Source organism: Cellulomonas uda (genome assembly GCF_006538705.1).
In the GTDB taxonomy this organism is placed as follows: Bacteria; Actinomycetota; Actinomycetes; order Actinomycetales; family Cellulomonadaceae; genus Cellulomonas; species Cellulomonas uda.
Window position 1 is genome coordinate 1 of record NZ_BJLP01000014.1, and the last position, 25,815, is coordinate 25,815.

At 72.4% G+C, this 25,815-nt stretch carries 27 protein-coding genes; 11 read left to right on the forward strand and 16 right to left on the reverse strand.

The window, feature by feature from the left end; all coding sequences use genetic code 11:
- The 4 genes from CUD01_RS05440 to CUD01_RS05455 all read right to left on the reverse strand — a co-directional run.
- A partial coding sequence (locus CUD01_RS05440; protein ID WP_141319361.1) for a biotin/lipoyl-containing protein occupies positions 1-96 on the reverse strand: 96 nt, incomplete at its 3' end.
- A 27-nt stretch (positions 97-123) separates the two neighbouring features.
- Positions 124-1,509, reverse strand: coding sequence for a dihydrolipoyl dehydrogenase (gene lpdA / locus CUD01_RS05445; protein ID WP_141319363.1), 1,386 nt, complete (start codon positions 1,507-1,509; stop codon positions 124-126).
- Between the two features lie 171 nt (positions 1,510-1,680).
- The gene (locus CUD01_RS05450; protein ID WP_094180251.1) at positions 1,681-2,049 is read right to left on the reverse strand and encodes an oxidoreductase; all 369 of its coding nucleotides are present in this window, start codon (positions 2,047-2,049) and stop codon (positions 1,681-1,683) included.
- A 40-nt stretch (positions 2,050-2,089) separates the two neighbouring features.
- Entirely contained in the window at positions 2,090-3,562 is a 1,473-nt protein-coding gene (locus CUD01_RS05455) for a leucyl aminopeptidase (RefSeq protein ID WP_141319365.1), read from the reverse strand.
- Between the two features lie 95 nt (positions 3,563-3,657).
- Between CUD01_RS05455 and CUD01_RS05460 the strand changes: the two genes are divergently transcribed.
- From CUD01_RS05460 to CUD01_RS05475, 4 genes are read left to right on the forward strand one after another with little or no spacing between them, the layout of a single operon-like run.
- Positions 3,658-4,017 (forward strand): hypothetical protein, encoded by a 360-nt coding sequence (locus CUD01_RS05460; protein WP_141319367.1) that lies wholly within the window; start codon positions 3,658-3,660, stop codon positions 4,015-4,017.
- Complete coding sequence (locus tag CUD01_RS05465) at positions 4,014-4,490, forward strand: hypothetical protein (RefSeq protein ID WP_141319369.1); 477 nt, start codon at positions 4,014-4,016, stop codon at positions 4,488-4,490. The genes CUD01_RS05460 and CUD01_RS05465 overlap by 4 nt, the downstream gene beginning before the upstream one ends.
- Before the next feature lie 4 nt (positions 4,491-4,494).
- Complete coding sequence (locus CUD01_RS05470; protein WP_141319371.1) at positions 4,495-5,541, forward strand: quinone-dependent dihydroorotate dehydrogenase; 1,047 nt, start codon at positions 4,495-4,497, stop codon at positions 5,539-5,541.
- Complete coding sequence (locus CUD01_RS05475; RefSeq protein WP_244937672.1) at positions 5,538-5,750, forward strand: hypothetical protein; 213 nt, start codon at positions 5,538-5,540, stop codon at positions 5,748-5,750. The genes CUD01_RS05470 and CUD01_RS05475 overlap by 4 nt, the downstream gene beginning before the upstream one ends.
- A gap of 24 nt (positions 5,751-5,774) precedes the next feature.
- On the opposite strand, the gene yczR is transcribed toward CUD01_RS05475, so the two are convergent.
- A complete protein-coding gene (yczR, locus tag CUD01_RS05480; protein WP_141319373.1) occupies positions 5,775-7,238 on the reverse strand; it encodes a MocR-like transcription factor YczR in 1,464 nt (487 codons plus the stop codon).
- 246 nt (positions 7,239-7,484) lie between these two features.
- Here yczR and yczE point away from each other — a divergent pair, with 246 nt between their 5' ends.
- On the forward strand, positions 7,485-8,165 hold the full coding sequence (yczE, locus tag CUD01_RS05485; protein ID WP_244937673.1) for a membrane protein YczE: 681 nt from the start codon (positions 7,485-7,487) through the stop codon (positions 8,163-8,165).
- A gap of 2 nt (positions 8,166-8,167) precedes the next feature.
- Here the strand turns inward: yczE and CUD01_RS05490 are convergent, their stop codons facing one another.
- Complete coding sequence (locus CUD01_RS05490; RefSeq protein WP_141319375.1) at positions 8,168-9,178, reverse strand: aldo/keto reductase family protein; 1,011 nt, start codon at positions 9,176-9,178, stop codon at positions 8,168-8,170.
- A 76-nt stretch (positions 9,179-9,254) separates the two neighbouring features.
- Positions 9,255-9,821 (reverse strand): DUF3043 domain-containing protein, encoded by a 567-nt coding sequence (locus tag CUD01_RS05495; RefSeq protein WP_232514681.1) that lies wholly within the window; start codon positions 9,819-9,821, stop codon positions 9,255-9,257.
- Between the two features lie 56 nt (positions 9,822-9,877).
- On the opposite strand from CUD01_RS05495, the gene CUD01_RS05500 reads away from it, so the two are divergent.
- Positions 9,878-11,272 (forward strand): dipeptidase, encoded by a 1,395-nt coding sequence (locus tag CUD01_RS05500; RefSeq protein WP_141319377.1) that lies wholly within the window; start codon positions 9,878-9,880, stop codon positions 11,270-11,272.
- A 193-nt stretch (positions 11,273-11,465) separates the two neighbouring features.
- Here the strand turns inward: CUD01_RS05500 and CUD01_RS05505 are convergent, their stop codons facing one another.
- From CUD01_RS05505 to nadA, 3 genes are read right to left on the reverse strand one after another with little or no spacing between them, the layout of a single operon-like run.
- The gene (locus CUD01_RS05505; RefSeq protein ID WP_141319379.1) at positions 11,466-12,008 is read right to left on the reverse strand and encodes an acyl-CoA thioesterase; all 543 of its coding nucleotides are present in this window, start codon (positions 12,006-12,008) and stop codon (positions 11,466-11,468) included.
- A 43-nt stretch (positions 12,009-12,051) separates the two neighbouring features.
- A complete protein-coding gene (locus tag CUD01_RS05510; RefSeq protein ID WP_141319381.1) occupies positions 12,052-12,651 on the reverse strand; it encodes a DJ-1/PfpI family protein in 600 nt (199 codons plus the stop codon).
- Between the two features lie 38 nt (positions 12,652-12,689).
- The gene (nadA, locus tag CUD01_RS05515) at positions 12,690-13,910 is read right to left on the reverse strand and encodes a quinolinate synthase NadA (protein ID WP_094180232.1); all 1,221 of its coding nucleotides are present in this window, start codon (positions 13,908-13,910) and stop codon (positions 12,690-12,692) included.
- Positions 13,911-14,003: 93 nt separating this feature from the next.
- On the opposite strand from nadA, the gene CUD01_RS05520 reads away from it, so the two are divergent.
- Positions 14,004-15,200 carry a glycerate kinase family protein gene (locus tag CUD01_RS05520; protein WP_166771996.1) on the forward strand — a complete coding sequence of 399 codons (1,197 nt, stop codon included), beginning with the start codon at positions 14,004-14,006 and terminating at the stop codon, positions 15,198-15,200.
- A gap of 156 nt (positions 15,201-15,356) precedes the next feature.
- Positions 15,357-15,707, forward strand: a complete 351-nt coding sequence (gene erpA / locus CUD01_RS05525; protein WP_094182205.1) for an iron-sulfur cluster insertion protein ErpA — start codon at positions 15,357-15,359, stop codon at positions 15,705-15,707.
- A gap of 99 nt (positions 15,708-15,806) precedes the next feature.
- Here erpA and CUD01_RS05530 read toward each other — a convergent pair whose 3' ends face one another.
- Positions 15,807-16,976, reverse strand: coding sequence for a cysteine desulfurase family protein (locus tag CUD01_RS05530; protein WP_244937674.1), 1,170 nt, complete (start codon positions 16,974-16,976; stop codon positions 15,807-15,809).
- Between the two features lie 250 nt (positions 16,977-17,226).
- On the opposite strand from CUD01_RS05530, the gene ctaC reads away from it, so the two are divergent.
- From ctaC to CUD01_RS05545, 3 genes are read left to right on the forward strand one after another with little or no spacing between them, the layout of a single operon-like run.
- Positions 17,227-18,105, forward strand: a complete 879-nt coding sequence (gene ctaC, locus CUD01_RS05535; RefSeq protein WP_094180229.1) for an aa3-type cytochrome oxidase subunit II — start codon at positions 17,227-17,229, stop codon at positions 18,103-18,105.
- Complete coding sequence (gene ctaD / locus CUD01_RS05540; protein WP_094180228.1) at positions 18,105-19,916, forward strand: aa3-type cytochrome oxidase subunit I; 1,812 nt, start codon at positions 18,105-18,107, stop codon at positions 19,914-19,916. Before ctaC ends, ctaD begins: the two co-directional genes overlap by 1 nt.
- Positions 19,913-20,311 (forward strand): cytochrome c oxidase subunit 4, encoded by a 399-nt coding sequence (locus CUD01_RS05545; RefSeq protein WP_094180227.1) that lies wholly within the window; start codon positions 19,913-19,915, stop codon positions 20,309-20,311. Before ctaD ends, CUD01_RS05545 begins: the two co-directional genes overlap by 4 nt.
- Positions 20,312-20,725: 414 nt before the next feature.
- Here the strand turns inward: CUD01_RS05545 and CUD01_RS05550 are convergent, their stop codons facing one another.
- From CUD01_RS05550 to ctaE, 5 genes are all read right to left on the reverse strand, one after another.
- Positions 20,726-21,355: a superoxide dismutase gene (locus CUD01_RS05550; protein WP_141319383.1), complete on the reverse strand. Its 630-nt coding sequence runs from the start codon at positions 21,353-21,355 to the stop codon at positions 20,726-20,728.
- A 110-nt stretch (positions 21,356-21,465) separates the two neighbouring features.
- Positions 21,466-23,187 (reverse strand): cytochrome bc1 complex cytochrome b subunit, encoded by a 1,722-nt coding sequence (gene qcrB, locus CUD01_RS05555; protein WP_094180225.1) that lies wholly within the window; start codon positions 23,185-23,187, stop codon positions 21,466-21,468.
- Positions 23,184-24,227, reverse strand: coding sequence for a cytochrome bc1 complex Rieske iron-sulfur subunit (qcrA, locus tag CUD01_RS05560; protein ID WP_141319385.1), 1,044 nt, complete (start codon positions 24,225-24,227; stop codon positions 23,184-23,186). The genes qcrB and qcrA overlap by 4 nt, the downstream gene beginning before the upstream one ends.
- Positions 24,224-25,009 carry a cytochrome bc1 complex diheme cytochrome c subunit gene (gene qcrC, locus CUD01_RS05565; protein WP_094180223.1) on the reverse strand — a complete coding sequence of 262 codons (786 nt, stop codon included), beginning with the start codon at positions 25,007-25,009 and terminating at the stop codon, positions 24,224-24,226. The genes qcrA and qcrC overlap by 4 nt, the downstream gene beginning before the upstream one ends.
- Before the next feature lie 46 nt (positions 25,010-25,055).
- Positions 25,056-25,703, reverse strand: coding sequence for an aa3-type cytochrome oxidase subunit III (gene ctaE, locus CUD01_RS05570; protein ID WP_094180222.1), 648 nt, complete (start codon positions 25,701-25,703; stop codon positions 25,056-25,058).
- Positions 25,704-25,815: the final 112 nt, after the last annotated feature.

The following is a 25,815-nucleotide window of genomic DNA, read 5'->3' on the forward strand; positions in this document are numbered from 1 at the left end:
GACCTCGACGGTGTCGCCGACGTTCTTCAGCCAGCGGGTGACGGTGCCCTCGGTGACGGACTCACCGAGCGCGGGAAGCTGCACGTTCTGGGACATGACCGCGTCGTCTCCTTCGATTCCAGGTCAGTTGTGGGCGTGCAGCGGCTTGCCGGCGAGTGCCAGGTGGGCCTCGCCGAGCGCCTCGTTCTGCGTCGGGTGGGCGTGGACCAGGGCGGCGACGTCCTCGGGGTACGCCTCCCAGTTCACGATGAGCTGCCCCTCGCCGATGAGCTCGCCGACGCGCGCGCCGATCATGTGCACGCCGACGACGGGGCCGTCCTTCTGGCGCACGAGCTTCACGAAGCCCTGCGTGCCGAGGATCTTGCTCTTGCCGTTGCCGGCGAGGTTGTACTCGAGCGTCTCGACACCGTCCGCGCCGTAGAGCTCCTTGGCGCGCGCCTCGGTCACGCCGACCGAGGCGACCTCGGGCTCGGAGTACGTGACGCGCGGGATGCCCGACTCGACGATCGGCGCGGGGTTGAGGCCACAGATCTGCTCGGCGACGAAGATGCCCTGCGCGAAGCCGCGGTGCGCGAGCTGCAGGCCCGGGACGATGTCGCCGACGGCCCAGATGTTCGCGACGCCCGTGTGCAGCTTCTCGTCGGTGATGACGAAGCCACGGTCGAGCGTGATGCCCTGCTCCTCGAAGCCGAGGCCCGAGGTGCTCGGTCCGCGGCCGACCGCGACGAGCAGCACGTCGGCGTCGAACGTCTTGCCGTCCTCGAGCGAGACGTGCACGCCGTCGTCGTCCTGCGTGACGCCCGAGAACCGGACGCCCAGGTTGAAGGCGATGCCGCGCTTGCGGAACGCGCGCTCGAACGCCTTGGACAGCGCCTCGTCCTCGTTGGGGACCAGGTGGGGGAGAGCCTCGATGATGGTGACGTCCGCGCCGAACGACTTCCAGACGGACGCGAACTCCGAGCCGATCACGCCGCCCCCGAGGATGATCGCCGACCTCGGGATCCAGTCGAGCGTGAGGGCCTGGTCGGAGGTCATGACGCGACCGCCGATCTCGAGGCCCGGCAGCGAGCGCGCGTACGAGCCGGTGCCGAGCACGATGTGCTCGCCCGTGAGCGTCTGGTCCCCGACCTGGACGGTGTTCGGGCCGGTCAGCTTGCCGTAGCCCTCGACGACCGTGATCTTGCGCGACTTGATGAGGCCCTGCAGGCCCTTGTACAGGCCGCCGATCACCGAGTCCTTGTACTGGTTGACGCCCGCCATGTCGACGTGGTCGAGCGTGGTGTGCACGCCGTAGTGCGCACCCTCTCGCGCGTTGTCGGCCAGCTCGGCGGCGTGCAGCAGCGCCTTGGTCGGGATGCAGCCCTTGTGCAGGCAGGTGCCGCCGACCTTGTCGGCCTCGACGAGGGCGACGTTCTTGCCGAGCTGGGCCGCGCGCAGGGCGGCCGCGTAGCCACCGCTTCCCGCTCCCAGGACGACGATGTCGAAGGCGGTGCCGGTGGTCTCGGCCACGTGCAGACTCCTCAGCTCAAGGACGACAGGTTCGCAGGCCGCGCACGCGGGGGTGTGGGTCTGCCGAGTCGCCGACCATCTTGTCATCACGGCTGCGACGGATCGACCGTAGCCCCTCGGCGACCGGTGTGACGCTCGGAACAGTCATCCCAGGTCTGCTCTCCGAGGCAGTCAGGACGACGCCGCGCGGCGCCGCTCGATGCGCTGGCGCGCGTTCCAGTCGCGCACGCGCTGCGGGTACCCCGTGCGCTGCACGTCGTACACCGGGATACCGAGCGTGGACGCGAGCTGCGCGGCGGCACGCGCGTCGGGGACCCGGCGCCGCGTCCACTCGCCGTCCGTCGCCACGAGCATCACGGTCGTGGGGGTCACGTTGGTCTGCGGCTCGACGTACGCCTCGACACCCACGCGCGTGCTGACGAAGTCCTGCAGGTGGGCGAGCGTCGCCTCCCGCGCCTCCTTGGGGGAGGGTTCGCGGGACTCGTCGGACGTGCCGGAACGGTCGGGACGTCGCGAGGAGAGTCGGCGGAACAGGCCCATGGCGAGAGGGTAACCGTCGGGGCTGTGCCTGCGCGGGCCGTCAGGCGTACGACTCGACGAGCGCGAGCAGCGTGCGCACGCCGACGCCGGTGCCGCCGACCGGCGTGTAGTCGTGCGCGCTCTTCTCGTTGAACGCGGGGCCGGCGATGTCGAGGTGCGCCCACGGCGAGTCGCCGACGAACTCGCGCAGGAACACACCGGCGGACAGCATCCCGCCCCAGCGCTCACCGATGTTCGCGATGTCCGCGATCTTCGACTTCAGGCCCGCGCGCAGCTCGTCGGGCAGCGGCATGGGCCAGAACAGCTCGCCGGACTCGCCCGCGGCGGCGACCACGCGGTCGCGTGCCTCGTCGGTGCCCATGACCGCGGACACGCGGTGGCCGAGCGCGACGACCTGCGCACCCGTGAGGGTGGCGATGTCGAGCACGACGTCGGGCTTCTCCTCTAGCGCCGCGACGAGGCCGTCCGCCATGACGAGGCGGCCCTCGGCGTCGGTGTTGAGCACCTCGACCGTCGTGCCGCCGCGGATCGTGATCACGTCGGACGGGCGCTGCGCGGTGCCCGACGGCATGTTCTCGGCGAGGCACAGCCAGCCGGTCACGGCCACCGGCAGGCCGAGCCGGGCGGCGGCGACGACCGTGTGCAGCACGGCGGCGGCGCCGGCCATGTCGGACTTCATCGCCTCCATGCCCGCGGCGGGCTTGATCGAGATGCCGCCCGAGTCGAACGTGATCCCCTTGCCGACGAGCGCGACGGTCGCGCGCGGCTTGGCCGGCGAGTACGCGACCCGCACGAGGCGCGGGGGCCGGGCCGAGCCCTGGCCGACGCCGACGAGCCCGCCGTAGCCGCCCGCGGCGAGCGCCTTCTCGTCGAGCACGGTGACCTTGACGCCCTTCACGCCCTTGACCGCGGCCTTCGCCTCGTCGGCGAACACGGCGGGGTAGAGGTCGTTGGGCGCGGTGTTGACCAGGTCCCGCGTCGCGTGCACGGCGGCCGCGACGACCTCGGCGCGCGCGACGGCCTCGCCCGCGGCCTTGTCCCGGGTGCGGTCCGTGACGAGCTCGACGCGTGCGACGGGCGCGTCGTGCAGCGAGTGGTAGCGGCTGAACGCGTACGCGCCGAGCAGCGCGCCCTCGGCGACCGCGCCCACGGACGAGGCGTCGGGCGTCGGCAGCGCGACCGCGACGGACTCGAGCCCGGCGACCTCGCGCGTCGCGGCACCCGCGGCGCGGCGCAGCGCCTCGCGCCCGGCCGCCGAGCCGTCGAGCTCGGCGTCACCGACGCCGGTCAGGACCAGCGTCGACGCCTTGAGCCCCGTCCCGGGCAGGCGGCGGACCTCGTCGACGGCGCCCGTGATGCCCAGGCGCGCGGCGTCGCGTGCCAGGAGCTGCACGAGCTCCTTGGGCAGCCACGCGGCGTCGACCGCGTCCACCGCGTTCCCGCGGGGGCGGACGGCCACGACGACGGCGTCGACGGCGAGCTGGGCGGGGTTCTTCGAGGTCAGTGAGATCACGCGACGATCGTAACCGCGTGTCCGCGCCGTGCCTCGGGACGTGCGGGGTGGCGCGGGGCCGGTGCGTGCGCGGTGCGGGGGTAGGTTGTGCAGCCGTGAACCTCGTGATCGCCGTCGTCGTCGGCCTGCTCTGCGCGGCCCTGGCCGGCTGGGCCCTGTGGTTCGTCGTGCGGGACCGCGCGGTCGTCCTGCGCCAGCTGTGGGGTGCCGCGGTGGTCGAGGGCGCGCTCGTCGTGCAGGCCGTGGTCCTGGCGGTCGTGCAGGTCACGGGCGAGCACGCGGTGGACGGCGTGCTCGTGTGGGGCTACGTGGTGACCCAGCTGATCGTCCTGCCGCTCGCCGCCGCCTGGGCGTTCGCGGAGCGCACGCGCTGGAGCTCGGTCGTGCTGCTGGTCGCCGCGCTCACCGTCGCCTTCCTGGAGCTCCGGCTCCTGCAGATCTGGGGGACCCTGTGACCGGACCGTCGCACGCACCGACGCCCGGGCCGGCGCCGGCCCACCGCCCCACGGGCTCGGGTGCGGGCCGGCTCCTCGTCGCGGTGTACGGCGTGCTGGCCCTCGCGGCGACCGCGCGCGGCCTGTACCAGGTGACGACCAAGCTCGACGAGGCGCCGCTCGCGTACGTGCTCTCGCTCCTGGCGGGGATCGTGTACGTCGTGGCGACGATCGCGCTCGCCCGTGACCTGCGGCGACTCGCGTGGGTCACGGTGGGCTTCGAGCTCGTCGGGGTGCTCACGGTCGGCGTGCTGTCGCTCGTCGACGTGGGCGACTTCCCGGACGAGACGGTGTGGTCGCAGTTCGGTGCGGGCTACGGGTACGTCCCGCTGGTGCTGCCGTTCCTGGGGCTGTGGTGGCTGTGGCGGACGGGGCGGCCGGTGCCGCCCGGCCTGGACGTACCCGACGACGACGCCGCGCCGACCGTAGGGTGAGCGCGTGTACCGCCTCCTGTTCGACCTGGTCTTCCGGCGTATGGACCCCGAGCGCGCGCACGAGGTCGCGTTCGGCCTGATCTCGTTCGTGGGGCGGGCGCCCGTGCTGCGCGCGCTCGTCGCCCCGCTGTTCGCGGTCCCGCGCAGCGGCGCGGTCCGGGTGTGGGGGCGCGAGCTGCCCGGCCGGTTCGGCCTCGCGGCGGGGTTCGACAAGAACGCCCGTGCGGTCGAGGGGCTGGCGATGCTCGGCTTCGCGTTCGTGGAGGTCGGCACGGTCACGGCCCAGGGGCAGCCCGGCAACGAGGCGCCCCGGCTGTGGCGGGTGCTGGACCGCCGCGCGCTGCGCAACCGGATGGGCTTCAACAACGAGGGGTCGCAGGTGGTGGCGCGCCGCCTCGCGCGGCTGCGCAGCACGCCGCACGGCCGCTCGCTCGTCGTCGGCGTCAACATCGGCAAGACGAAGGTGACGCCCGCCGAGCAGGCGGCCGCCGACTACGCGACGAGCGCGTCCCGGCTGGCGCCGTACGCCGACTACCTGGTCGTCAACGTCTCGTCGCCCAACACCCCCGGCCTGCGTGACCTGCAGTCCGTCGAGGCGCTCCGCCCGATCCTCGAGGCGGTGCGTGTGGCGGCCGACGAGGCGACCGCGGCGGCCGCCGTCAACCCCGTGCCGCTGCTGGTCAAGATCGCCCCCGACCTGTCGGACGCGGACGTGGACGCGGTCGCCGACCTGGCCGTCGAGCTCGGGCTCGACGGCGTGGTGGCGGTCAACACGACGATCGGCCACGACCTGGGTCCCGGTGGGCTGTCCGGCCCGCCGCTGCTCGCGCGGGGGCTCGACGTGGTCGCCCGGCTGCGCACCCGGCTCGGTGAGGACGCCGTGATCATCGGGGTGGGTGGCATCACGACGCCCGCGGACGCGCGCGAGTACCTCGCGGTCGGCGCGACCCTCGTGCAGGGCTACACGGCGTTCATCTACGAGGGCCCCGCGTGGGCGGCGCGGGTGGGCCGCGCACTGGCGGCCGACGCCCGGCAGGAGGAGGCGGCGTGAGCACGCTGCGCCCCCAGTGGGAGTGGCAGCTCTCCGGCCCGTCGGGCACGCTGGACCGGCCCGTCAGCCCGGTGTTCGGCAACCGTTACGACGCCGAGCAGTGGCTCGGGGAGCACTGGCGCACCCTCGCCGGGCAGGGCGTCACGGTGGCGTCGCTGCGTCAGGAGGACCGCCCGGTCGGTCCGCCGATCCCGTTGCCCCGGTCCTGACCCTCCTCGCCCGGGCGGCGAGGCCTAGATCACGACGAGCGACGGCTCGGCCTGCGCGGGCGCTCGCTCGACGACACCCAGCTCGGCCCAGGCCCGCGCCAGGCCGTCCACCGCGCGCTCGAGCCGCTCGGGCGGCTCCGTGAACGGCACGCGCAGGTAGCGCTCGAGCCCGGGCTCGACACCGAACACCGGGCCGGCCGCGACCCGCACGCCGTGGCGCGGCGCCAGCGCGGCGAGCGCCGACGAGACGGGCGCGCCCAGGTCCACCCACAGGGCGAGGCCGCCGGGCGGGAGGTTCGGCCGCCAGCCGGGCAGACGCTGGGCGAGCAGACCGCGCAGCAGGTCGCGGCGCTCACGCAGCATCGCGCGACGCTGCGCCAGGACCGTGTCGCGCTCGGCGAGCAGGCGGGCGACGACGAGCTGGTCCAGCACCGACGAGCCGATGTCGACGTGCGCACGCTGCGCCGTGAGCCGGCCGACGAGGTCACGGTGCCCGCGCACCCAGCCGATGCGCAGCCCGCCCCAGTACGTCTTGGACGCCGAGCCGAGGCACGCGACCTGGGCGGCGGTGCCGTCGCCCGCGAACGACGCCGGCTCCGGCCCGTCCAGGGTGAGGTCGGTGAGCGCCTCGTCGCCGACGACGAGCGTGCGCGTGCGCACGGCGAGGTCCCGCACGCGGACGCGCTCGTCCGCCGAGAGCGACGTGCCCGTCGGGTTGCGGTGGTCGGGGATGAGGTAGGCGAGCCGAGGTGACGCCTGACGCACGGTCGACGCGAGGAGGTCGAGGTCGAGGCCGTCCGGACCGGACGGGACGGCGACGGGCCGCGCGGACGCGGCCCGCACGGCGTCGAGCGCGTGCGGGTACGTGGGGTGCTCGAGGAGCACGCGGTCGCCCGGCCCGGCGTGCGCGGCGACGAGCAGGTGGATCGCTTCCTGACCACCCGTCGTGACCAGCACCTGATCGGGGGTCGTCGGTGTGCCGCGCTCGGTGTACCGCGCCGCGATCGCGGCCCGCAGCTCGGGCAGCCCGGCGGGGGAGTAGCCGGTGGTCGGGAGGTAGCGGGGGAGCAGGTCGAGGGCGTCGCGCACCGCGTCGTGCAGGCCCTCGGGCGCCTGCGGGGCGGCGGTCGTGAGGTCGACGAGGTCGTCGGGGCGCAGGCTCGTCGGCCGGGTGGGTGCCGGGCCCGGCTGCGGCAGGCGCGCGGGGAGCGTGGTGACCGTCCCGGAGCCGCGGCGCGAGACGAGGTAGCCCTCGTCGCGCAGCGCGTCGTAGGCGGCGGTGGTGGTGGTGCGCGACACCCGCAGCGCCTCGGCCAGCTCGCGCTCACCGGGCAGCCGGGTGCGCAGCGGCAAGGCCCCGGACAGGACGGCCTGACGCAGAGCGTCGGCGAGGGCCACGTACGCCGGGCCCGGTCTGGTCCACGTGCCGAGGAGCGTGGCGACCCCGTGCCCGGAGATGCGCCGGTCGCTGGAGAGCTCGTCTGCCATGTAGCCACTCTTGCAGAAGTGGCTATGGAATCAATAGCCATGCCCCGCCAGATTGGTGCCCATGGAGATGGTGGTCGTCGTGACAGGGGTCCTCGTCGCGCTCGTGGCAGCGTTGGGGCGGGTCGTCCGTGCGGACGGTTCGCGGGGTGGCAGGGCCGGTGCCGCAGCGGCGCCGCGGGACTGGGCGGAGGGAACCACCCTCGAGCTCCCGCGCAGCACGTCGGTCCCGTCGGCGAGGATGGGTCGGTGATCCCCACCCCCGCCGGTCGGCGCCTCGTGCGCCTCGCGCTCGGCCTCGTGCTGTACGCGCTGTCCATCGCGATGCTCGTCGACGCCGGGCTGGGCAACATGCCGTGGGACGTGCTCAGCCAGGGCGTCTCGGGCCGTACGGGGGCGAGCTTCGGCACGGTCACGATCGCGATCAGCGCGCTCGTGCTCGCGTGCTGGATCCCGCTGCGGCAGCGCCCCGGGTTCGGGACGGTCGCCAACGTGCTCGTCATCGGCGTGCTCGTCGACCCGTTCCTCGCACTGCTCGGCGGTGTCGGTGACCTCGCCCCGGGCTGGCGCGTGCTCGTCGCCGCCGCGGGCATCGCCCTCAACGGCCTCGCCACCGCGCTCTACGTCGGCGCCGGGCTCGGCCCCGGCCCCCGCGACGGGCTCATGACCGGCCTCGTCGCGCGCACCGGCTGGTCGGTCGCCGTCGTGCGGACCTCCATCGAGGTCGTGGTGGTGGCGACGGGGATGCTGCTCGGCGGGCGGTTCGGCGTCGCCACCATCGCGTACGCGCTGCTCGTCGGACCGCTCGTGCACGTCCTGCTCCCGCGCCTGCGGGTGGACGCCGCGCCGTCGACGCGTCACGACGCGGTCGGGCCGGCCGTCGACCACGACGACCGGCCCGACCGAGCAGGCGTTCCCGAGAGGCGCTGAGGTCAGCGCGACGAGGGCGAGGTCCGGGCGGTCTCGCCCGGGTCCCGCACCACGCTGTCGCCCAGCACCTCGTCGATGCGGGCGAGCAGCTCGTCGGGGATCGTGACGCCCGACGCCTTGACGTTCTCCGCGACCTGCTCGGGACGCGACGCCCCGATGATGGCCGCGGCCACGTTGTCGTTCTGCAGCACCCACGCGACCGCGAGCTGCGCCATCGACAGGCCCAGCTCGTCCGCGACCGGACGCAGCTGCTGCACGCGCTCGAGCGTCGCCGTGTCCTCGAGGAAGCGGCTGATCATCTGCGCGCCGCCCTTGGCGTCGGTGCCGCGCGACCCCGCAGGGGCGGGCTGGCCGGGCAGGTACTTGCCCGTCAGCACGCCCTGCGCGACCGGCGACCACACGATCTGCGAGAGGCCTTCCTCACGCGACGCGGGGACGACCTCCTCCTCGATGACGCGCCACAGCATCGAGTACTGCGGCTGGCTCGAGACGAAGGGGATGCGCAGCTCACGCGCGAGGGCGGCGCCCTCGCGGATCTGGTCCGCCGTCCACTCGCTGACGCCGATGTAGAGCGCCTTGCCCTGCCGCACGACGTCCGCGAACGCGACCATCGTCTCCTCGAGCGGCGTCGAGTGGTCGTAGCGGTGCGCCTGGTAGACGTCGACGTAGTCCGTCTGCAGACGCTGCAGCGAACCGTCGATCGACTCGAGGATGTGCTTGCGCGACAGTCCCGAGTCGTTGGCGCCCTTCGGACCCACCGGCCAGTAGACCTTCGTGAGGATCTCGAGCGACTGGCGGCGCTCGCCCTTCAGCGCCTCGCCGAGGACGGTCTCCGCCGCGGTGTTCGCGTACACGTCGGCCGTGTCGAACGTCGTGATGCCCGCGTCGAGCGCGGCACGCACGCACGCCTTCGCGGTGTCGTTCTCGACCTGCGAGCCGTGCGTCAGCCAGTTGCCGTAGATGATCTCGGTGACCTTGAGGCCCGAGCGGCCCAGGAATCGGTAGTTGACCATGGGGCCAGCCTAGGCCGTCGCTCGAACCGATTCGACCCGAGGGTGACCACACGCACCCGACCGTCCCCGGCGTGCGTCACTCGGGGTAGGCGCGGCGCTTCACCTGAGGCTTGGGCAGACGCGAGCGGCGCAGCTGGAAGGCCCGCATCACCGCGTACATGAGCGTCCCGCGCGGGACCTCGCCGAACTTGGCGACCAGGCGCCGCTTGAGGCGGAACCACAGCACGACCGCGTCGAGGATCGCCGCGATGACGTACGCGTACAGCAGGAACAGCGCGATGACCGACACGTACGCGTTGATCTGCGCGAACGAGAGCTGCACGACGAGGCAGACGGCGGCGATGGGCAGGAACATCTCGCCGAGGTTGATGCGCGCGTCCACGTAGTCGCGCACGTAGCGCCGCACGGGCCCACGGTCACGCGGGGGCATGGCCTTCTCGTCGCCCGCCTGCAGCGCCTTGTACTCGCGGTCGCGCTGCTCACGCTGCGCGGCCCTCGCGGCCTTCGCGGCGCTCTGCCGGTCCGCGGGCACGAGCGGGCGCCGGTTGGCGGCCTCCGCCTCCTTGCGGCGCGGCGTCGGGCGGCCCTTGCCCTCCTCGATGACGCCGACCGGCCGGTCGTCGCTCGGGTCGGGGGTCGTCACGGGGGGCTTCTGGCGTCCGAACACCACTCCAGGGTAGTCGAGTAGCGTGACTGGCCGTGACGACCGACCACGCCCTGTCCGCCCTGCCCACCCCCGAGCGCGTCGCCGAGCTCCGGGCCCGCACCGCCGCCGCGTTCCCCGCGCTGCGCGCCGAGCTCGAGGCGCTCGTGCGCATCCCGAGCGTCTCGAACGCGGAGTTCGACCAGGGGCACGTCGCGACGAGCGCCGCGCACGTCGCCGAGCTCCTGCGCGGGGCCGGTCTGCCCGACGTGCGCGTGGTGCACGCCGCAGGTGCCGATGGTCGTCGCAGCCGTCCCGCCGTCCTCGCCACGCGCCCCGCGGCTCCCGGTGCGCCCACCGTGCTGCTGTACGCGCACCACGACGTGCAGCCCCCGGGCGACGAGGCCGAGTGGGAGACCGCGCCGTTCGAGCCGGTCGAGCGCGACGGGCGCCTGTACGGGCGCGGCGCGGCCGACGACAAGGCCGGCATCGTGGCGCACGTCGGTGCGCTGCGCGTGCTCGGCGACGAGCTCGGCGTGGGCCTCGTCGTCTTCGTCGAGGGGGAAGAGGAGATCGGCTCGCCCACGTTCGCCGACTTCCTGCGCGCGCACCACGACGAGCTCGCGGTCGCCGACGTCATGGTCGTCGCGGACTCGTCCAACTGGGCCGTCGGGACGCCCGGCCTGACGACGTCGCTGAGGGGACTCGTGGACCTCGAGGTCGAGGTCCAGGCCGTCGACCATGCGATCCACTCCGGCATGTACGGCGGCCCGGTGCTCGACGCGCCCACGCTGCTCGCGCGGCTCGTCGCCACGCTGCACGACGAGAACGGCGACGTCGCGGTCGCCGGGCTGCACCGCGCCGCCGACCCGAGCGTCGACTACGACGAGGCCGCGCTGCGTGCCGACGCGGGCGTGCTGGACGGCGTCCGACTCGCCGGTACCGGCCCCCTCACCGCGCGGCTGTGGACCCGCCCGGCGATCAGCGTGATCGGGTTCGACGCGCCGCGTGTCGCGAGCGCGTCCAACACCATCGCGCCGCGCGCCACCGCCAAGCTCTCGGTGCGCATCGCGCCCGGGAGCGACCCCGCGCAGGCGATGGCCGCGATGCGCGCGCACCTCGAGGCGCACGCGCCGTTCGGCGCGCGCGTGACCGTGCGCGAGGGCGAGCAGGGCAGGCCGTTCCAGGCTCCGGCCGACTCGCCTGCGATGCAGGCCGCCCGCTGGGCGTTCGCGCAGGCGTGGGGGACCGACCCCGTCGACATCGGCATCGGCGGCTCGATCCCGTTCATCGCGGACCTGCTCGAGCTGCGGCCGGACGCGGCGATCCTCGTGACCGGCGTCGAGGACCCCGACTCGCGCGCGCACGGCGCCAACGAGTCCGTACATCTGGGCGAGCTCGAGAACGTCGTCCTGGCCGAAGCGCTCCTCCTGGACCGCCTCGCCCGTTGACACGGGGACGCGCGGCGTTCGCCGGGGATCGGACGATCTCCGGTGATGCTGCCCGTGGTCGGCGCGCCGACGAGCAACGCCCACGAACGATCTCCGGGTGCGCTTCCCCGTGAGCCCGAGCGTCGGGGCGATCGACCATCGGTACGGCAACTAGCTCCGAGCGCTTCGGTGACCGAGCCCGGTCCGCGAGCGCTCAGCGGGCGGCGACGTCCACCGCGCGGGCCCAGGCCGCGACGTCGTCGGGGACGGGCGGGCTCGGGACGGGGGAGCCGGCGAGGAGCTCGACCACGTCGGGCGCTGCGACGCGGGTGCCGTCGCGGCCCAGGAACCGCCCTGCGACCACGCCCCGCGCCACGTGCTCGGGCAGGCCGTCGCGGCCCCGTCGGGAGAACGCCTGCTCGAGGTAGACCACGCGCGCGTCCCAGCCGAGCACGGTCGTCGTGATCTCGAACCGCTGGCGGAACGTGAGCGAGCGGCGGTACTTGATCGTCTGCGCGGCGACGACGGGGTACCAGCCGCGCTCGTTGAGCGCGTCGAACGAGCCGAGGTCGGCCAGGTAGTTCGACCGGGCCACGTCCATGCACTGCAGGTAGATGCCGTTGTTGACGTGGCGGTACAGGTCGAGGTCGGACAGGTGCACGCGCATGCGGGTGACGGAGGGGCTGAACAGGTCCTGACCGGGGACCGGGCGGCGCGGACGGTAGGTGGCGGCCGCGAGCTGGAGGGTGCGGATCACGTCGCGATGTTACTCACCGGTACGCGCCGGGTCCCGTGTCGGGTCAGACCGGCGGGTGCGGGTCGTACTGGATGCCACGGCGCACGGCCCGCGCCGCCTCGACCGAGTCGAGCCGCGCCACGAGGTGCAGCGCCATGTCGATGCCCGCGGACACGCCCGCCGAGGTGACGACGTCGCCGTCGTCGACGAACCGGGCCGCCCGGTCCACCTGCACACTCGGGTCGATCTCGGCCAAGAGGTCGAGCGACGCCCAGTGCGTGGTCGCAGGCCGACCGGCGAGCAGCCCCGCCGCGGCGAGCACGAGCGCCCCCGTGCACACGCTCGCGACGAGCGGCGTGCGGGCACGCATCTGCCGGACCCACGCGAGGTGCTCCTCGTCGCGCATCAGCACCCGGGTGCCCTGCCCGCCCGGGTACACCAGGACGTGCAGGTTCTGGGCGCCCTCCGCGTCGGTGTCCGGCACGAGGCCCAGGCCCTTGGCGCAGCGCACCGCCAGCCCGTCCGACGAGAACGTCAGGACCTCGGTGTCCGAGCGCCCGTGGTGCGCCCACGACGCGAGCACGTCGTAGGGCCCGACGACGTCGAGCTCCTCGCAGCCGTCGAACACGAACAGGCCGATGCGGATGGGCTTCTCGGTGGACACGACTTCTCCTGGATGCCGGGCCGGGGTCGAGGGCGGCGTCAGTAACCGGGCAGCGCGAGCATCTGGTCGAGCGCGACCCGCGCCCAGTGCGCGTCGTCGGGGTCGACGACGATCCGGTTGACGACGCGTCCGGCGGCGAGCGACTCGAGCGTCCACACCAGGTGCGGCAGGTCGATGCGGTTCATCGTCGAGCAGAAGCACACCGTCGAGTCGAGGTAGTGCACCGTCTTGTCGGGGTGCGCCGCCGCGAGGCGACGCACGAGGTTCAGCTCGGTGCCGATCGCCCACGACGATCCCGCGGGGGCCGCGTCGAGCGCCTTGATGATGTACTCCGTCGAGCCCACCATGTCCGCCGCGGTGACGACCTCGTGCTTGCACTCGGGGTGCACCAGCACCGTGACGCCCGGGTCGGCCGCGCGCACGTCCGCGACGTTGCGCTCCGAGAACCGCCCGTGCACCGAGCAGTGCCCGCGCCACAGGATCATCCGCGCGTCGCGCAGCTGCTGCGTCGTCAGCCCGCCGCCGGGACGCCGCGGGTCGAACACCACGCAGTCGTCGAGCGACAGGCCGAGCTGCTGCACCGCCGTGTTGCGGCCCAGGTGCTGGTCGGGCATGAACAGCACCTTGCCGGTGCCGTCGACGCCGCCGACCTTCTCGAACGCCCAGCGCAGCGCGACGTGCGCGTTCGACGATGTGCAGACCGTGCCGCCGTGGCGGCCCGTGAAGGCCTTGATCGCCGCGGTGGAGTTCATGTAGGTCACCGGGACGGTGTCGTCCGCGACGCCCGCGTCGACGAGCACGTCCCACGCGTCCTCGACCTGGTCGATCGCGGCCATGTCGGCCATCGAGCAGCCCGCCGCCAGGTCCGGCAGGACGACCTGCTGGGCGTCCGAGGTGAGGATGTCGGCCGACTCGGCCATGAAGTGCACGCCGCAGAACACGACGAACTCCGCCTCGGGACGCGCCGCCGCCTCGCGTGCGAGCTTGAACGAGTCGCCCGTGACGTCGGCGAACGCGATCACCTCGTCGCGCTGGTAGTGGTGCCCGAGGACGAACGCCCGGTCGCCGAGCGCCGCGCGCGCCGCGCGCGCCCGTTCGACGAGGTCGGGGTCGCTGGGCGCCGGCAGGGCTCCCGCGCACTCGACCCCGCGCTCGGACGTGAGGTCCACGCCGCGGCCCAGCAGCAGGAGGGCCGAGGGGGCCGGCTCGACGAACGCGCCGGTGGCCGGCTCGGACGTGCCAGTGGTCGTCAGGCTCACGGGGCGATCCTCGCACAACGCACCCGCGCGCCCGCGAGGACTGCGCGTGCTCGCGGGCGTGGGCGACGTCACACTCCGCCCGCACGTGCGACGATGCGCGGCGTGCGAGTGCTGGTGGCCCCCGACTGCTTCGGCTCGAGCCTGACGTCCGCGCAGGCCACGACGACCGTCGTCGACGCGTGGCGCGCGGCCGCGCCGCACGACGAGGTGACCGGCTGCCCCCTGTCGGACGGCGGGCCGGGGTTCGTCGAGACGCTGCGCGCGACTCTCGGCGGCGAGCTCGTCGCGGTGACCGTGGCCGGACCGCTCGCAGACCCCGCGCCCGCCGCGGTGCTGGTCGTCGACGACGAGCGCGGCCGCACCGCGTACGTGGAGTCCGCGCACGCCGTGGGCCTCGCGCTCGTGCCCGCCGACCGCCGCGACCCCACGCGCACCACCACGCGCGGCCTCGGTGAGCTGCTCGCCGCCGCGCGAACCACCGGGGCCCGCCGCGTCGTCGTCGGCCTCGGCGGGTCCGCGACCAACGACGCCGGCGCGGGCCTGCTCGTCGGTCTCGGCCACCCGGACCCCCGCGACGTCCTCGGCCACGGCGGCGGTGCGCTCACGGACGTCCGTCCCGACGACCTGCACGGGCTGCGTGCGCTGCGCGACTCCTGGCGCGACGTCGACCTGCTCGTCGCGACCGACGTCGACGTCCCGCTGCTCGGCCTGCAGGGCGCGAGCGCAGGCTTCGCCCCGCAGAAGGGCGCGACCCCCGAGCAGGCGCAGGACCTCGAGCGCGCGCTCGCCACGTTCTCGCGCGCCGCCGTCGACGCGCTCGGCGCGGACCTGCGGCCCGACCTGCTCGCGGGACCCGCGGGCCCGGCCGCCGCGGCGAAGCGGCTCACGCACGCGCCCGGCGCCGGCGCGGCGGGGGGCCTGGGCTTCGGGCTCGCGCTGGTCGGCGGGCGGGTGGTGCCCGGTGCCGCGCTCGTCGCGGACGTCGTCGGCCTCGACGCGCGCATCGCCGCGAGCGACCTCGTCGTGACGGGGGAGGGACGCTTCGACTGGCAGTCGCTGCACGGCAAGGTCGCCGCGCTCGTCGCGGAGCGCGCCCTGCCGCACGCCGTCCCGACGATCGTCGTCGCCGGTCAGGTCGAGGTCGGGCGCCGCGAGTGGGCCGCCGCCGGGCTCGCCGGTGCGTACGCGGTCGCCGACCGGGACGACCTCGTCGCGCCCGCGCTCGCCGACCCCGCGGGCACGCTCGCGGCGCGGGTCGCGCGTGTCGCACGCACGTGGTCGCCCGCCTGAGCCTCGCCACGCTGTGGCGTGCCTCTCGGTCCCGCGGCTCACCGGGCGTGCGGGCGTACGCTTGTCGCCAGGATCCGCACCCGCCCACCGGGAACATCTGCCGCGCCGGCGGGGTTGGGTCCTGCGAAGAACGTTCGTCTTCCGTCAGGAGTGCTCATGAGCGAGACCACCGAGGTCGCCACGCACGGCGTGAACCTCACCGACGTCGCGGCGGACAAGGTTCGCAGCCTGCTCGAGCAGGAGGGTCGTGACGACCTGCGCCTGCGCGTGGCCGTGCAGCCCGGCGGCTGCTCCGGCCTCATCTACCAGCTGTACTTCGACGAGCGCCTGCTCGACGGTGACGCGGTGCGCGACTACGACGGCGTCGAGGTCGTCGTGGACCGCATGTCGGTGCCGTACCTCGAGGGCGCGACGATCGACTTCGCGGACACCATCGAGAAGCAGGGCTTCACGATCGACAACCCGAACGCGGGCAGCGCCTGCGCGTGCGGCGGCTCCTTCAGCTGACGCCTCGGACCTGGTCCGACGACGGCCCGTTCCTCGCCCCGGCGAGCGAGCGGGCCTTCGTCGTCCCTGCGGTCCTCGTCGTCCTTGCGGGTGCTCCCGTCAGACCACGCCGAGGCTCGCGCGCAGCTCCGCGACGACGCCCGGCAGCACGGCCAGGAAGTCGGTGACGTCCTGCGCCGTGGTGGCGTGGTGCAGCGCCACGCGCACGTTGCCCTGGGTGAGCGCGCCCATGGCGGCGAGCACGTGCGACGGCTCCAGGGTGCTCGACGAGCACGCCGAGCCCGAGCCGACCGCGAAGCCGTGGCGGTCCAGCTCGGAGACGATCGCCTCACCGTCCACGTACAGGCACGAGAACGTCAGCACGTGGGGGAGCCGGTGCACCGGGTCGCCGACGACGTCGACATCGGGGACGCGCGCCGCGACCGTCGCGCGGATCGTGTCGACGAGCGGGCGCAGCCGCTGGTCCTCCTCGCGCGCGGCCGCGACCGCGTCCTGCAGCGCGACCGCCGCGGCGAGCGCCGCGGGGACCGACACACCGCCCGGGAACCATCGGTCCTCGTCCTGCGGCCAGTCCGGTGCACGCCGCACGCCCGTGCGCGTGACCAGCACGCCGAGACCACCCGGGCCGCCCCAGTCACCCGGGTCCGCTGCGAGCACGTCCCACGACGATCCCGTGGGCACGTGTCCCACGCTCGCGCCGGCGTCGACGAGCAGCGGCACACCCGCCGAGCGCGCGGCGGCGTGCACCGCGTCGAGGGGCTGGAGCGTGCCGACCTCCCCGTTCGCGTGCTGCAGCGCGGCGAGCGCGACGCCCGGCGCGCGCAGTGCGGCCGCGAGAGCGTCGGGGTCGACCGCGCCCGACCGGTCGACCGGTACGGTGACGTGCTCGCCGGCCGAGCGTTGCGTGACGAAGTCCGCCGCGTGCAGGACGGCCGCGCGCTCCACGGCGCTCGTGACCACGTCCGCGCCGACGCGGCGCCGCCCGCGCGCGACCATGAGCACCGCAGCGTGCAGCGCGGCGGTGTGCGACCCGGCGAGGTCGACGTCCTGCGTCCGCGCGCCGAGCGCACCCGCGATCGCCTCCCGCGCGCCGTCGAGCAGCGCGCGGGCCCGGCGGCCCTCGGCGTGCAGGCGGCGCGGGTCGGCCCAGCCCTGGTCCAGCGCCTCGACGAACGCGGCGCGCGCACTCGGACGCAGGGGAGCGCGCCCGCCGGCGTCGAGCACCACGCGCCGCGGGGCAGCGGGGCCAGCGCTGAGGTCGTCGTCCACGGCGCCACGCTAGCGGGAGGCGGCGTGGACACCCGTGCACACGTGCACGGGTGGTCGGCCGCAGGGGGTGGCACGGCGGGCGGCACGGTCGAGCGAGTGTGACGGTGCTGACACGGCGTCGTCATCGCGCGCCGCGAGCGACCAGCAGGGCGGTTCGCGCGCTAGGCTGCACGAGTCGAGGACGAAGGTCCCAGGTGCGTGACGCCCTCGCGGGCGCCGCGGATCGGGGACGCGAGCGAGAGGTCCCCCGTTGCACCCGGAAACCCCCCGCCGGACGCGGCGCCCGGCCCTGAAGTGGGCAGGCATCGCGGCCGTCGCAGCTGTCGCACTGAGCGGATGCTCCGAGCAGGTCGAGCGCGGCTGGCTGCCCGGCAGCTCTGACGCCGAGGTCACGAACCAGACGGGCCGCATCACCGACCTGTGGGTCGGCTCGTGGATCGCGGCGCTCGTCGTCGGCCTCATCACGTGGGGCCTGATGCTCTGGTGCGTCGCCGTGTACCGCAAGCGCAAGTCGGACGACGTGCTGCCCGTCCAGCTCCGCTACCACGTGCCGCTCGAGATCATGTACGTGATCCTCCCGATCGTCATGGTCGGCGTGCTGTTCTTCTTCACGAACCGCGACATGACCGAGATCACCGACACGTCCGGCGAGGCCGACGTGCACGTGCAGGCCATCGGCAAGCAGTGGAGCTGGGACTTCAACTACCTCGACGACGACGTGTACGACACGGGCCAGCACGCCCAGAACGTCGGCACGACCGAGGGCGTCCTCGACGACCAGATCACGCTCTACCTGCCCGTCGGCGAGTCCGTCGAGTTCACGCTGGACTCGCGCGACGTCATCCACTCGTTCTGGGTCCCCGCGTTCCTCTACAAGCTGGACATGATCCCGGGCAAGACCAACCACTTCCAGGTCACGCCTCAGCAGGAGGGGCTCTACCGCGGCAAGTGCGCCGAGCTCTGCGGCGAGGAGCACTCCTCGATGCTCTTCAACGTCAAGGTCGTCTCGCGCGAGGAGTACGACGCGCACATCGACGAGCTCCGTGCCAAGGGGCAGACCGGTGCGCTCGGGCTCGAGTACAGCCGCAAGCAGGACCTGAACAGCGCGACGCAGGAGGACGAGAACTGATGGCCGCGGTCGTGGAGAACATCCCGGGCCTGGCGCCGTCGCGCCAGGGTCTCGGTCGCACCGTGGTCAAGTGGGTCACCTCCACCGACCACAAGACGATCGGGTACATGTACCTGATCACGAGCTTCGTGTGGTTCATCGTCGGAGGCCTGCTGGCGCTGCTGATCCGCGCCGAGCTCTTCACGCCGGGAATGGACCTGTTCCAGTCCAAGGAGCAGTACAACCAGGCGTTCACGATGCACGGCACGATCATGCTGCTGCTGTTCGCGACGCCCCTGTTCGCGGGCTTCGCGAACGTCATCATGCCGCTGCAGATCGGCGCGCCCGACGTGGCGTTCCCGCGCCTGAACATGTTCGCGTTCTGGCTGTTCTTCTTCGGCGGGCTCATCGCCGCCGCCGGCTTCCTCACGCCGCAGGGCGCCGCCTCGTTCGGCTGGTTCGCCTACGCGCCGCTGTCCAACACCGTGTACTCGCCGGGGCTCGGCGGTGACCTGTGGGTGTTCGGCCTCGCGCTCGGTGGCTTCGGCACCATCCTCGGTGCGGTCAACTTCATCACCACGATCGTCACGATGCGCGCGCCCGGCATGACGATGTTCCGGATGCCGATCTTCACGTGGAACACCCTCGTGACGTCGCTGCTCGTGCTCATGGCGTTCCCGCCGCTGGCCGCCGCGCTGTTCGCGCTGGGCGCCGACCGCCGCCTCGGCGCGCAGGTCTTCAACCCGGACAACGGCGGCGCGCTGCTCTGGCAGCACCTGTTCTGGTTCTTCGGGCACCCCGAGGTCTACATCATCGCCCTGCCGTTCTTCGGCATCGTCACCGAGATCCTGCCGGTGTTCAGCCGCAAGCCGATCTTCGGCTACAAGGGCCTCGTCTACGCGACCATCGCGATCGCCGCGCTGTCCGTCACCGTGTGGGCCCACCACATGTACGTGACCGGGTCGGTCCTGCTGCCGTTCTTCGCGTTCATGACGATGCTGATCGCGGTGCCGACCGGCGTGAAGTTCTTCAACTGGATCGGCACGATGTGGCGCGGGAAGCTCACGTTCGAGACCCCGATGCTCTGGACCATCGGCTTCCTCGTGACGTTCCTGTTCGGCGGTCTGACGGGCATCATCCTGTCCAGCCCGGCGCTCGACTTCCACCTGTCCGACACGTACTTCGTGGTCGCGCACTTCCACTACGTGGTGTTCGGGACCGTCGTGTTCGCGATGTTCGCGGGCTTCTACTTCTGGTGGCCCAAGTTCACCGGGAAGATGCTCGACGAGCGCCTGGGCAAGATCCACTTCTGGACGCTGTTCATCGGCTTCCACACGACGTTCCTGGTGCAGCACTGGCTCGGCGTCGTCGGCATGCCGCGTCGTTACGCGGACTACGCCGAGGCGGACGGGTTCACGTGGATGAACCAGCTGTCGACCGTCGGCGCGGTGATCCTCGGCGCCTCGATGCTGCCGTTCTTCTGGAACGTCTACACCACCGCGCGCAACGCGCCGAAGGTGACCGTCGACGACCCGTGGGGCTTCGGCGCCTCGCTCGAGTGGGCCACGTCCTGCCCGCCGCCGCGGCACAACTTCACCTCGCTGCCGCGCATCCGCTCGGAGCGCCCCGCGTTCGACCTGCACCACCCCGAGGTCGCCGCGATGGACTTCGTCGAGCCCGACCCGGGTCCGCTCGACTGGGAGGCCCAGCGCACCGGTGAGACCAGCACGGCCGCCGAGCGTGTCGCCAACGGCACCGGTGAGCCCGAGCAGTCCACGACCGAGATCGTCGACGAGCCGCGCACCAACCCGAACGAGGAGGGGACGAAGTGAAGCTCGAGGCCAAGCTCTTCGGCTACGGGATCGCGTTCTTCGTCCCGGTCGGGCTCGTCTACGCGCTGTGGAGCGACGGTGAGCCGGTCGGTACCGTCGCCATCCCGCTCGTCGGTGGCCTCGTGGGCATGATCGGCGCGTACTTCGCGCTCCTCGCCCGCCGCATCGACCCGCGCCCCGAGGACGACGAGCACGGCGAGATCGAGCAGGGCGCCGGCGACCAGGGCGTCTATGCGCCGTGGTCGTGGTGGCCGCTCGCGATCGGCGCGGCGTCGGCGATCGTGTTCCTCGGCCTCGCGGTCGGCTGGTGGCTCGTCTTCATCGGGGTCGCGGTCGGCGTGGTCGGGCTCGTCGGCTGGGTGTTCGAGTTCTCCCGCGGACAGCACGCGCACTGACCTCCAGCCACGTGCACTGACAGCACACCACAACGCACGAGGCCCGACCGGCACAGCCGGCCGGGCCTCGTCGTCTCTCCGTCGAGCCCTGCGATTCCGCGGTGCCACGGCGCGGAGTGCTGCCGACCCCGTGGTTGCTCCGGCTCAGCGGTCCGCAACCCGGAGGATCCGCGGGGTCGTCGCGCGGCGTGCTGCCGAGCCCGTGGTTACTCCGGCTCTGCGGTCCGTAACCCCGAGGATCCGCGGGGTCGTGATGCGGCGTGTGCCGACCCCGTGGTTGCTCCGGCTTACCGGCCGCTTGCCCGGAGGAATCGCGGGGTCGTTGCGTCTGCGCGCCGCTGCGGACGCGGCCAGGGGTGTGCGGGTATGCCGAAGGCCGCCACGCAGGGCGTGACGGCCTTCGGCGGGAGGGTGTCAGACGGCCGGGACGATGAGGCCCGAGGTCTGCGAGCGGGCGCGCTCGAAGCGCGACGCGGCGTCCGCCCAGTTGACGATGTTCCACCACGCCTTGACGTAGTCCGCCTTGACGTTGACGTAGTCCAGGTAGAACGCGTGCTCCCACATGTCGAGCACCACGATCGGGACGAGGCCGAGCGGGAAGTTGCTCTGCTGGTCGTAGAGCTGGAAGATCGCGAGCTTCTGCCCGATCGAGTCCCAACCGAGGATCGACCAGCCGGAGCCCTGGATGCCCACGGCGTTGGCCGCGAAGTGCTTCTGGAAGGCGTCGAAGGACCCGAAGAACTCGTCGATGGCTGCCGCGAGCTCGCCCGTCGGCTTGTCGCCGCCCTCGGGGGAGAGGTTCTGCCAGAAGACCGAGTGGTTCACGTGCCCACCGAGGTTGAACGCGAGGTTCTTCTCGTGGAGGTTGACCGCACCGAGGTCACCGGACTCGCGAGCCTCGGCCAGCTTCTCGAGCGCCGTGTTGGCACCGGTGACGTAGGCGGCGTGGTGCTTGTCGTGGTGCAGCTCCATGATCCGGCCGGAGATGTGCGGCTCGAGCGCCGCGTAGTCGTACGGCAGGTCCGGAAGCGTGTAGTCAGCCATGCGTGAGTACCTCTCCTGCGTCGCGCGGGGGCGAGTGGCTCCCGCTGGGTACGAGTAGGGCGGCCCGCCGGAGTGGCGAGCCGCCCGACCCGGTCAACTCTGGTCCGGGATCAGTGATTCCGCTCGTCGGCGGCCGTCTCGGATGCTGGAGCCCCGGCGCCGACCTGCGCGGGCACCCCGTGCGGGGTCTCGACGGCGTGGTCGTCGTGGTGGCCGTGCGCGGCGTGGGCCGCGGCGAGCTCGGCAGGTGTGACGGGCTCGACCCGGTCCTCGTAGAACAGCTGCGAGAGCCGCTGCCGCAGACGGTCCGCCTTGTAGCCCTTGCGACGCACGCCGCGCGAGTCCTCGGCCGGCTCGATCTCGAGCGGGCGGATGGCCTCGTGCTGCACCCGCAGCCAGCGCTCGTGCGCGTCGAGAGGCTTGTGAACCTCGATGTACTCACCCGACGCGTAGCGGACGATGCGACCGGTCTCGTGACCGTGGAGCACGAGCTCACGGTCCTTGCGCTGCAGGCCGAGGCAGATCCGCTTGGTGATCAGGAACGCGAGCCACGGGCCGACGAAGATCAGCACCCGGAACGCCCACGTGATGTCGTTGATCGACATGTGGAAGTGGGTCGCGATGAGGTCGTTCGAGCCCGCCAGCACGAGGATGCCGAACGCGACGAGGAGCGAGACACCGAACGCCGTACGGAACGGGCGGTTGCGCGGGCGGTCCAGCACGTGGTGCTCGCTCTTGTCGCCGGTCGCGAACGCCTCGATGAACGGGTACGCGCCCAGGAGCGTGAACAGGATGCCCGGCACGATCATCGCCGGGATGATCACGTTCAGGCTCAGCGTGTAGCTGCCGAGCATGATCTCGGTGCCGCCCGGCATCAGTCGCAGGGACCCTTCGAGGAACAGCATGTACCAGTCGGGCTGGGCGCCCGCGGACACGGGGGACGGGTCGTACGGCCCGTAGTTCCACACGGGGTTGATCGACATCGTGCCCGCCATGAGGGCGATCACGCCGAACACCACGAAGAAGTTGAAGAGCAGCTTGCCGGCGTACGCCGGGAGTGCCGGGTAGCCCACCACGTTGGTGTTGCTGCGGCCCGAGCCCGGGTACTGGGTGTGCTTGTGCATCACCATGAGGAACAGGTGCAGGCCGATGAGGGCGAGGATCAGGCCCGGCACCAGCAGGATGTGCACGGTGAACAGGCGGGGGATCAGGTCGGTCCCCGGGAACTCGCCGCCGAAGATGAAGTACGACAGGTAGGACCCGATGATCGGGATCGCCTTGACGACGCCGTCGGTGATGCGCAGGCCGTTGCCGGACAGGACGTCGTCCGGGAGCGAGTAGCCCGAGAACCCGGCCGCGAGGCCCAGGATCAGCAGCACGAAGCCGACGACCCAGTTGATCTCACGCGGCTTGCGGAACGCGCCCGTGAAGAAGACACGGAACATGTGGACGACGATCGACGCCATGAAGATCAGCGCCGCCCAGTGGTGGATCTGCCGCATGAGCAGACCGCCACGGACCTCGAACGACAGGCGCAGCGTCGAGGAGAACGCCTCGGACATCTCCACGCCGTTCATCGAGGGCCACGGGCCCTCGTAGTGCGTCTCGGCCATGCTCGGCACGAAGAACAGCGTCAGGAACACGCCCGAGATGAGCAGCGTGACGAAGCTGTAGAGCGCGATCTCGCCGAGGAAGAAGGACCAGTGGTCCGGGAACACCTTGCGCGCGAAGAACTTGACCGCGTTGCCGACGCCGGTGCGCTGGTCGAGGTAGTCCGCCGTCGCGCCCGCGGCCTTCGCGCCGCGGGACGGGGCCGTCTTGAGGTCGCTCACTTGGTCGCACGCTCCCAGAAGCTCGGGCCGATGGGCTCGGCGAAGTCGCCCTGCGCGACGAGGTAGCCCTCGTCGTCCACGGTGATCGGCAGCTGCGGCAGGGGACGCTTCGCGGGGCCGAAGACGACCTTGCAGCTGTCCGCCACGTCGAACGTCGACTGGTGGCACGGGCACAGCAGGTGGTGGGTCTGCTGCTCGTACAGCGCCACGGGGCACCCGACGTGCGTGCAGATCTTCGAGTAGGCGACGATGCCGTCGTGCGACCAGGTCTCGCCCTCGGGCGACTGGTCGGACTTGAGGTCGCGCGGGTCGAGCCGCACGAGCAGGACGACGGCCTTGGCCTTCTCGTCGAGCTTGCCCTCGTGCAGGTCCTCGAGGCTCTCGGGGATGACGTGCCAGACGTCGCCGATCGTCACGTCCGACGCCTTGATCGGGCGGCCGGTCGGGTCGGTCGCGAGGCGCGTGCCCTTCTTCCAGATCGTGTGCTTGAACTTGCGCACGTTCCAGTCCTCGCCGACGTTGCCGATCAGCGGGACGAGGAGGGACAGCGGGAACAGGGCGAGCGCGGTGACGCCTGCGCCGATGATCGCGCCGCGACGCGTCAGGCCGGAGTCCTCGCCGCCGTCCTTGAGCATCTGGACGGCGATCTCGCGGGTCTCGTCGGACGAGCGGATCTCGTGCCGCTCCTCGACGTACTCGCGGTTGCTCATGAGGAGCTTGATGTAGTAGTTGCCACCGATGCCGATGCCGAGGAGGCACACGGCGAGGCCGACGCCCAGCACGAGGTTCGACAGCCGCATCGAGCCCACGGTGTCGCCCGGGGGGAGCGCGAAGTACGCCCAGACCACGGCGATCGTGCCGAGGATCGACAGCGTGAGCAGCAGGAGGACCTGACGCTCGACGCGCTTGGTGACCCGGGGGTCCACGTCCGCCTGACGCGGCTTGTGCTCGTGCAGCCCGGGGTTCTCGAACCGCGCGGGCGGCTGAGCCTGACCGCCGGAGACGCTGAGCTCCTGGTGGGAGTCGTGGGGGGTGCTCACGAGGACTTCGCTCCGATCCAGACAGAGAGGCCCAGCAGCAGGCCGAGGCCGACGACCCAGGCCCACAGGCCCTCGCTCACGGGGCCGAGCGAGCCGAGGTCGAGACCGCCCGGGGAGCCGTTGCCCTGCTCGTCGATGAACGCGATGATGTCGCGCTTCTCCTCGGGCGTGAGGTTGGCGTCGTTGAACACCGGCATCGACTGCGGACCCGTGAGCATCGCCTCGTACAGGTGCGTCGGCGTCGTGCCCCACAGGTTCGGGGCGAACTTGCCCTGCGAGAGCGCGCCGCCCGCGCCGATGGCGTTGTGGCACATCGCGCAGTTGGTGCGGAAGAGCGCCATGCCGGACGCCGAGTCGCCGAGCGCGGGGTCGACCATCTCGGACGTCGGGATGGACGGGCCCGCGCCGAGCGACGCGACGTAGGCCGCGAGCTGCGCGATCTGCTCGTCCGTGAACTGCACGGGCTTCGCCTGGGCCTGCGGGCCGCTCATCTGCATCGGCATGCGACCGGTGCCGACCTGGAAGTCGACGGCGGCGGCGCCCACGCCGATCAGCGACGGTGCGCTGTCGGTGCCGGCCGCGGACGGTCCGTGGCAGGTGGAGCAGTTGGCCTGGAACAGCTTCTCGCCGGCGGCGATGTCGTCAGCGGTCGCGGTCTTCGTGGCGGCCTGGGCCGACGAAGGGGCGACCACGGCGTACACCGCACCGACCAGCAGCAGCGCCAGCAGGAGCAGCAAGGCCGGTGCGCGCCGGTCGTGCCTGCGGGCTGCGAGTGCCTTCACGGATCGATCCTCGTCTCGCAAGTAAGGGGGCAGGGGCGGTGCTGCGTCAGCGCAGCAGGTAGATGACCGCGAACAGCGCGATCCAGACGACGTCGACGAAGTGCCAGTAGTACGAGGTCACGATCGCCGTCGTCGCCTCGTGGTGCCCGAACCGCTTGGCCGAGAACGAGCGGCCGAGCAGGAACAGGAAGGCGATGAGGCCGCCCACGACGTGCAGGCCGTGGAAGCCGGTCGTCAGGTAGAACACGGAGCCGTAGGCGCTGGACGAGATCGTCAGGCCCTCGTGCACCAGCTCGGCGTACTCGAAGACCTGGCCGCCGATGAAGAAGGCGCCCATGAGGTACGTGAGCGTCATCCACTCGTTCATGCCCCAGCGGTTGACCTGCAGGAGCGAGCCGCTCCGCACGGGCTGGAAGCGCTCGGCGGCCCACACGCCCATCTGGCACGTCACCGACGACAGCACCAGGACGGTCGTGTTGATCGCCGCGAAGGTGAGGTTGAGCTTGGCGGTCTGCTCCGCGAACTCCTCGGGCACGGCAGCGCGCACGGTGAAGTACATGGCGAAGAGTCCGGCGAAGAACATGAGCTCGCTGGCGAGCCACACGATCGTGCCGACCGAGACGGGGTTCGGTCGGTTGACGCTCACGTGGGGGGCAGAGCGAGGGGCAGCCGTTGCGGTCGACACGCTGGCCATTATGGCCGATGCGGCGTCCGCATGGGTCATTGGGCCCAGGCGCGGCGGGCGGTAAATGTCACATCGTCATGAACTCCCGGCGTGTCGGGCCGTGCGTCCGTCCGGTGGAGCC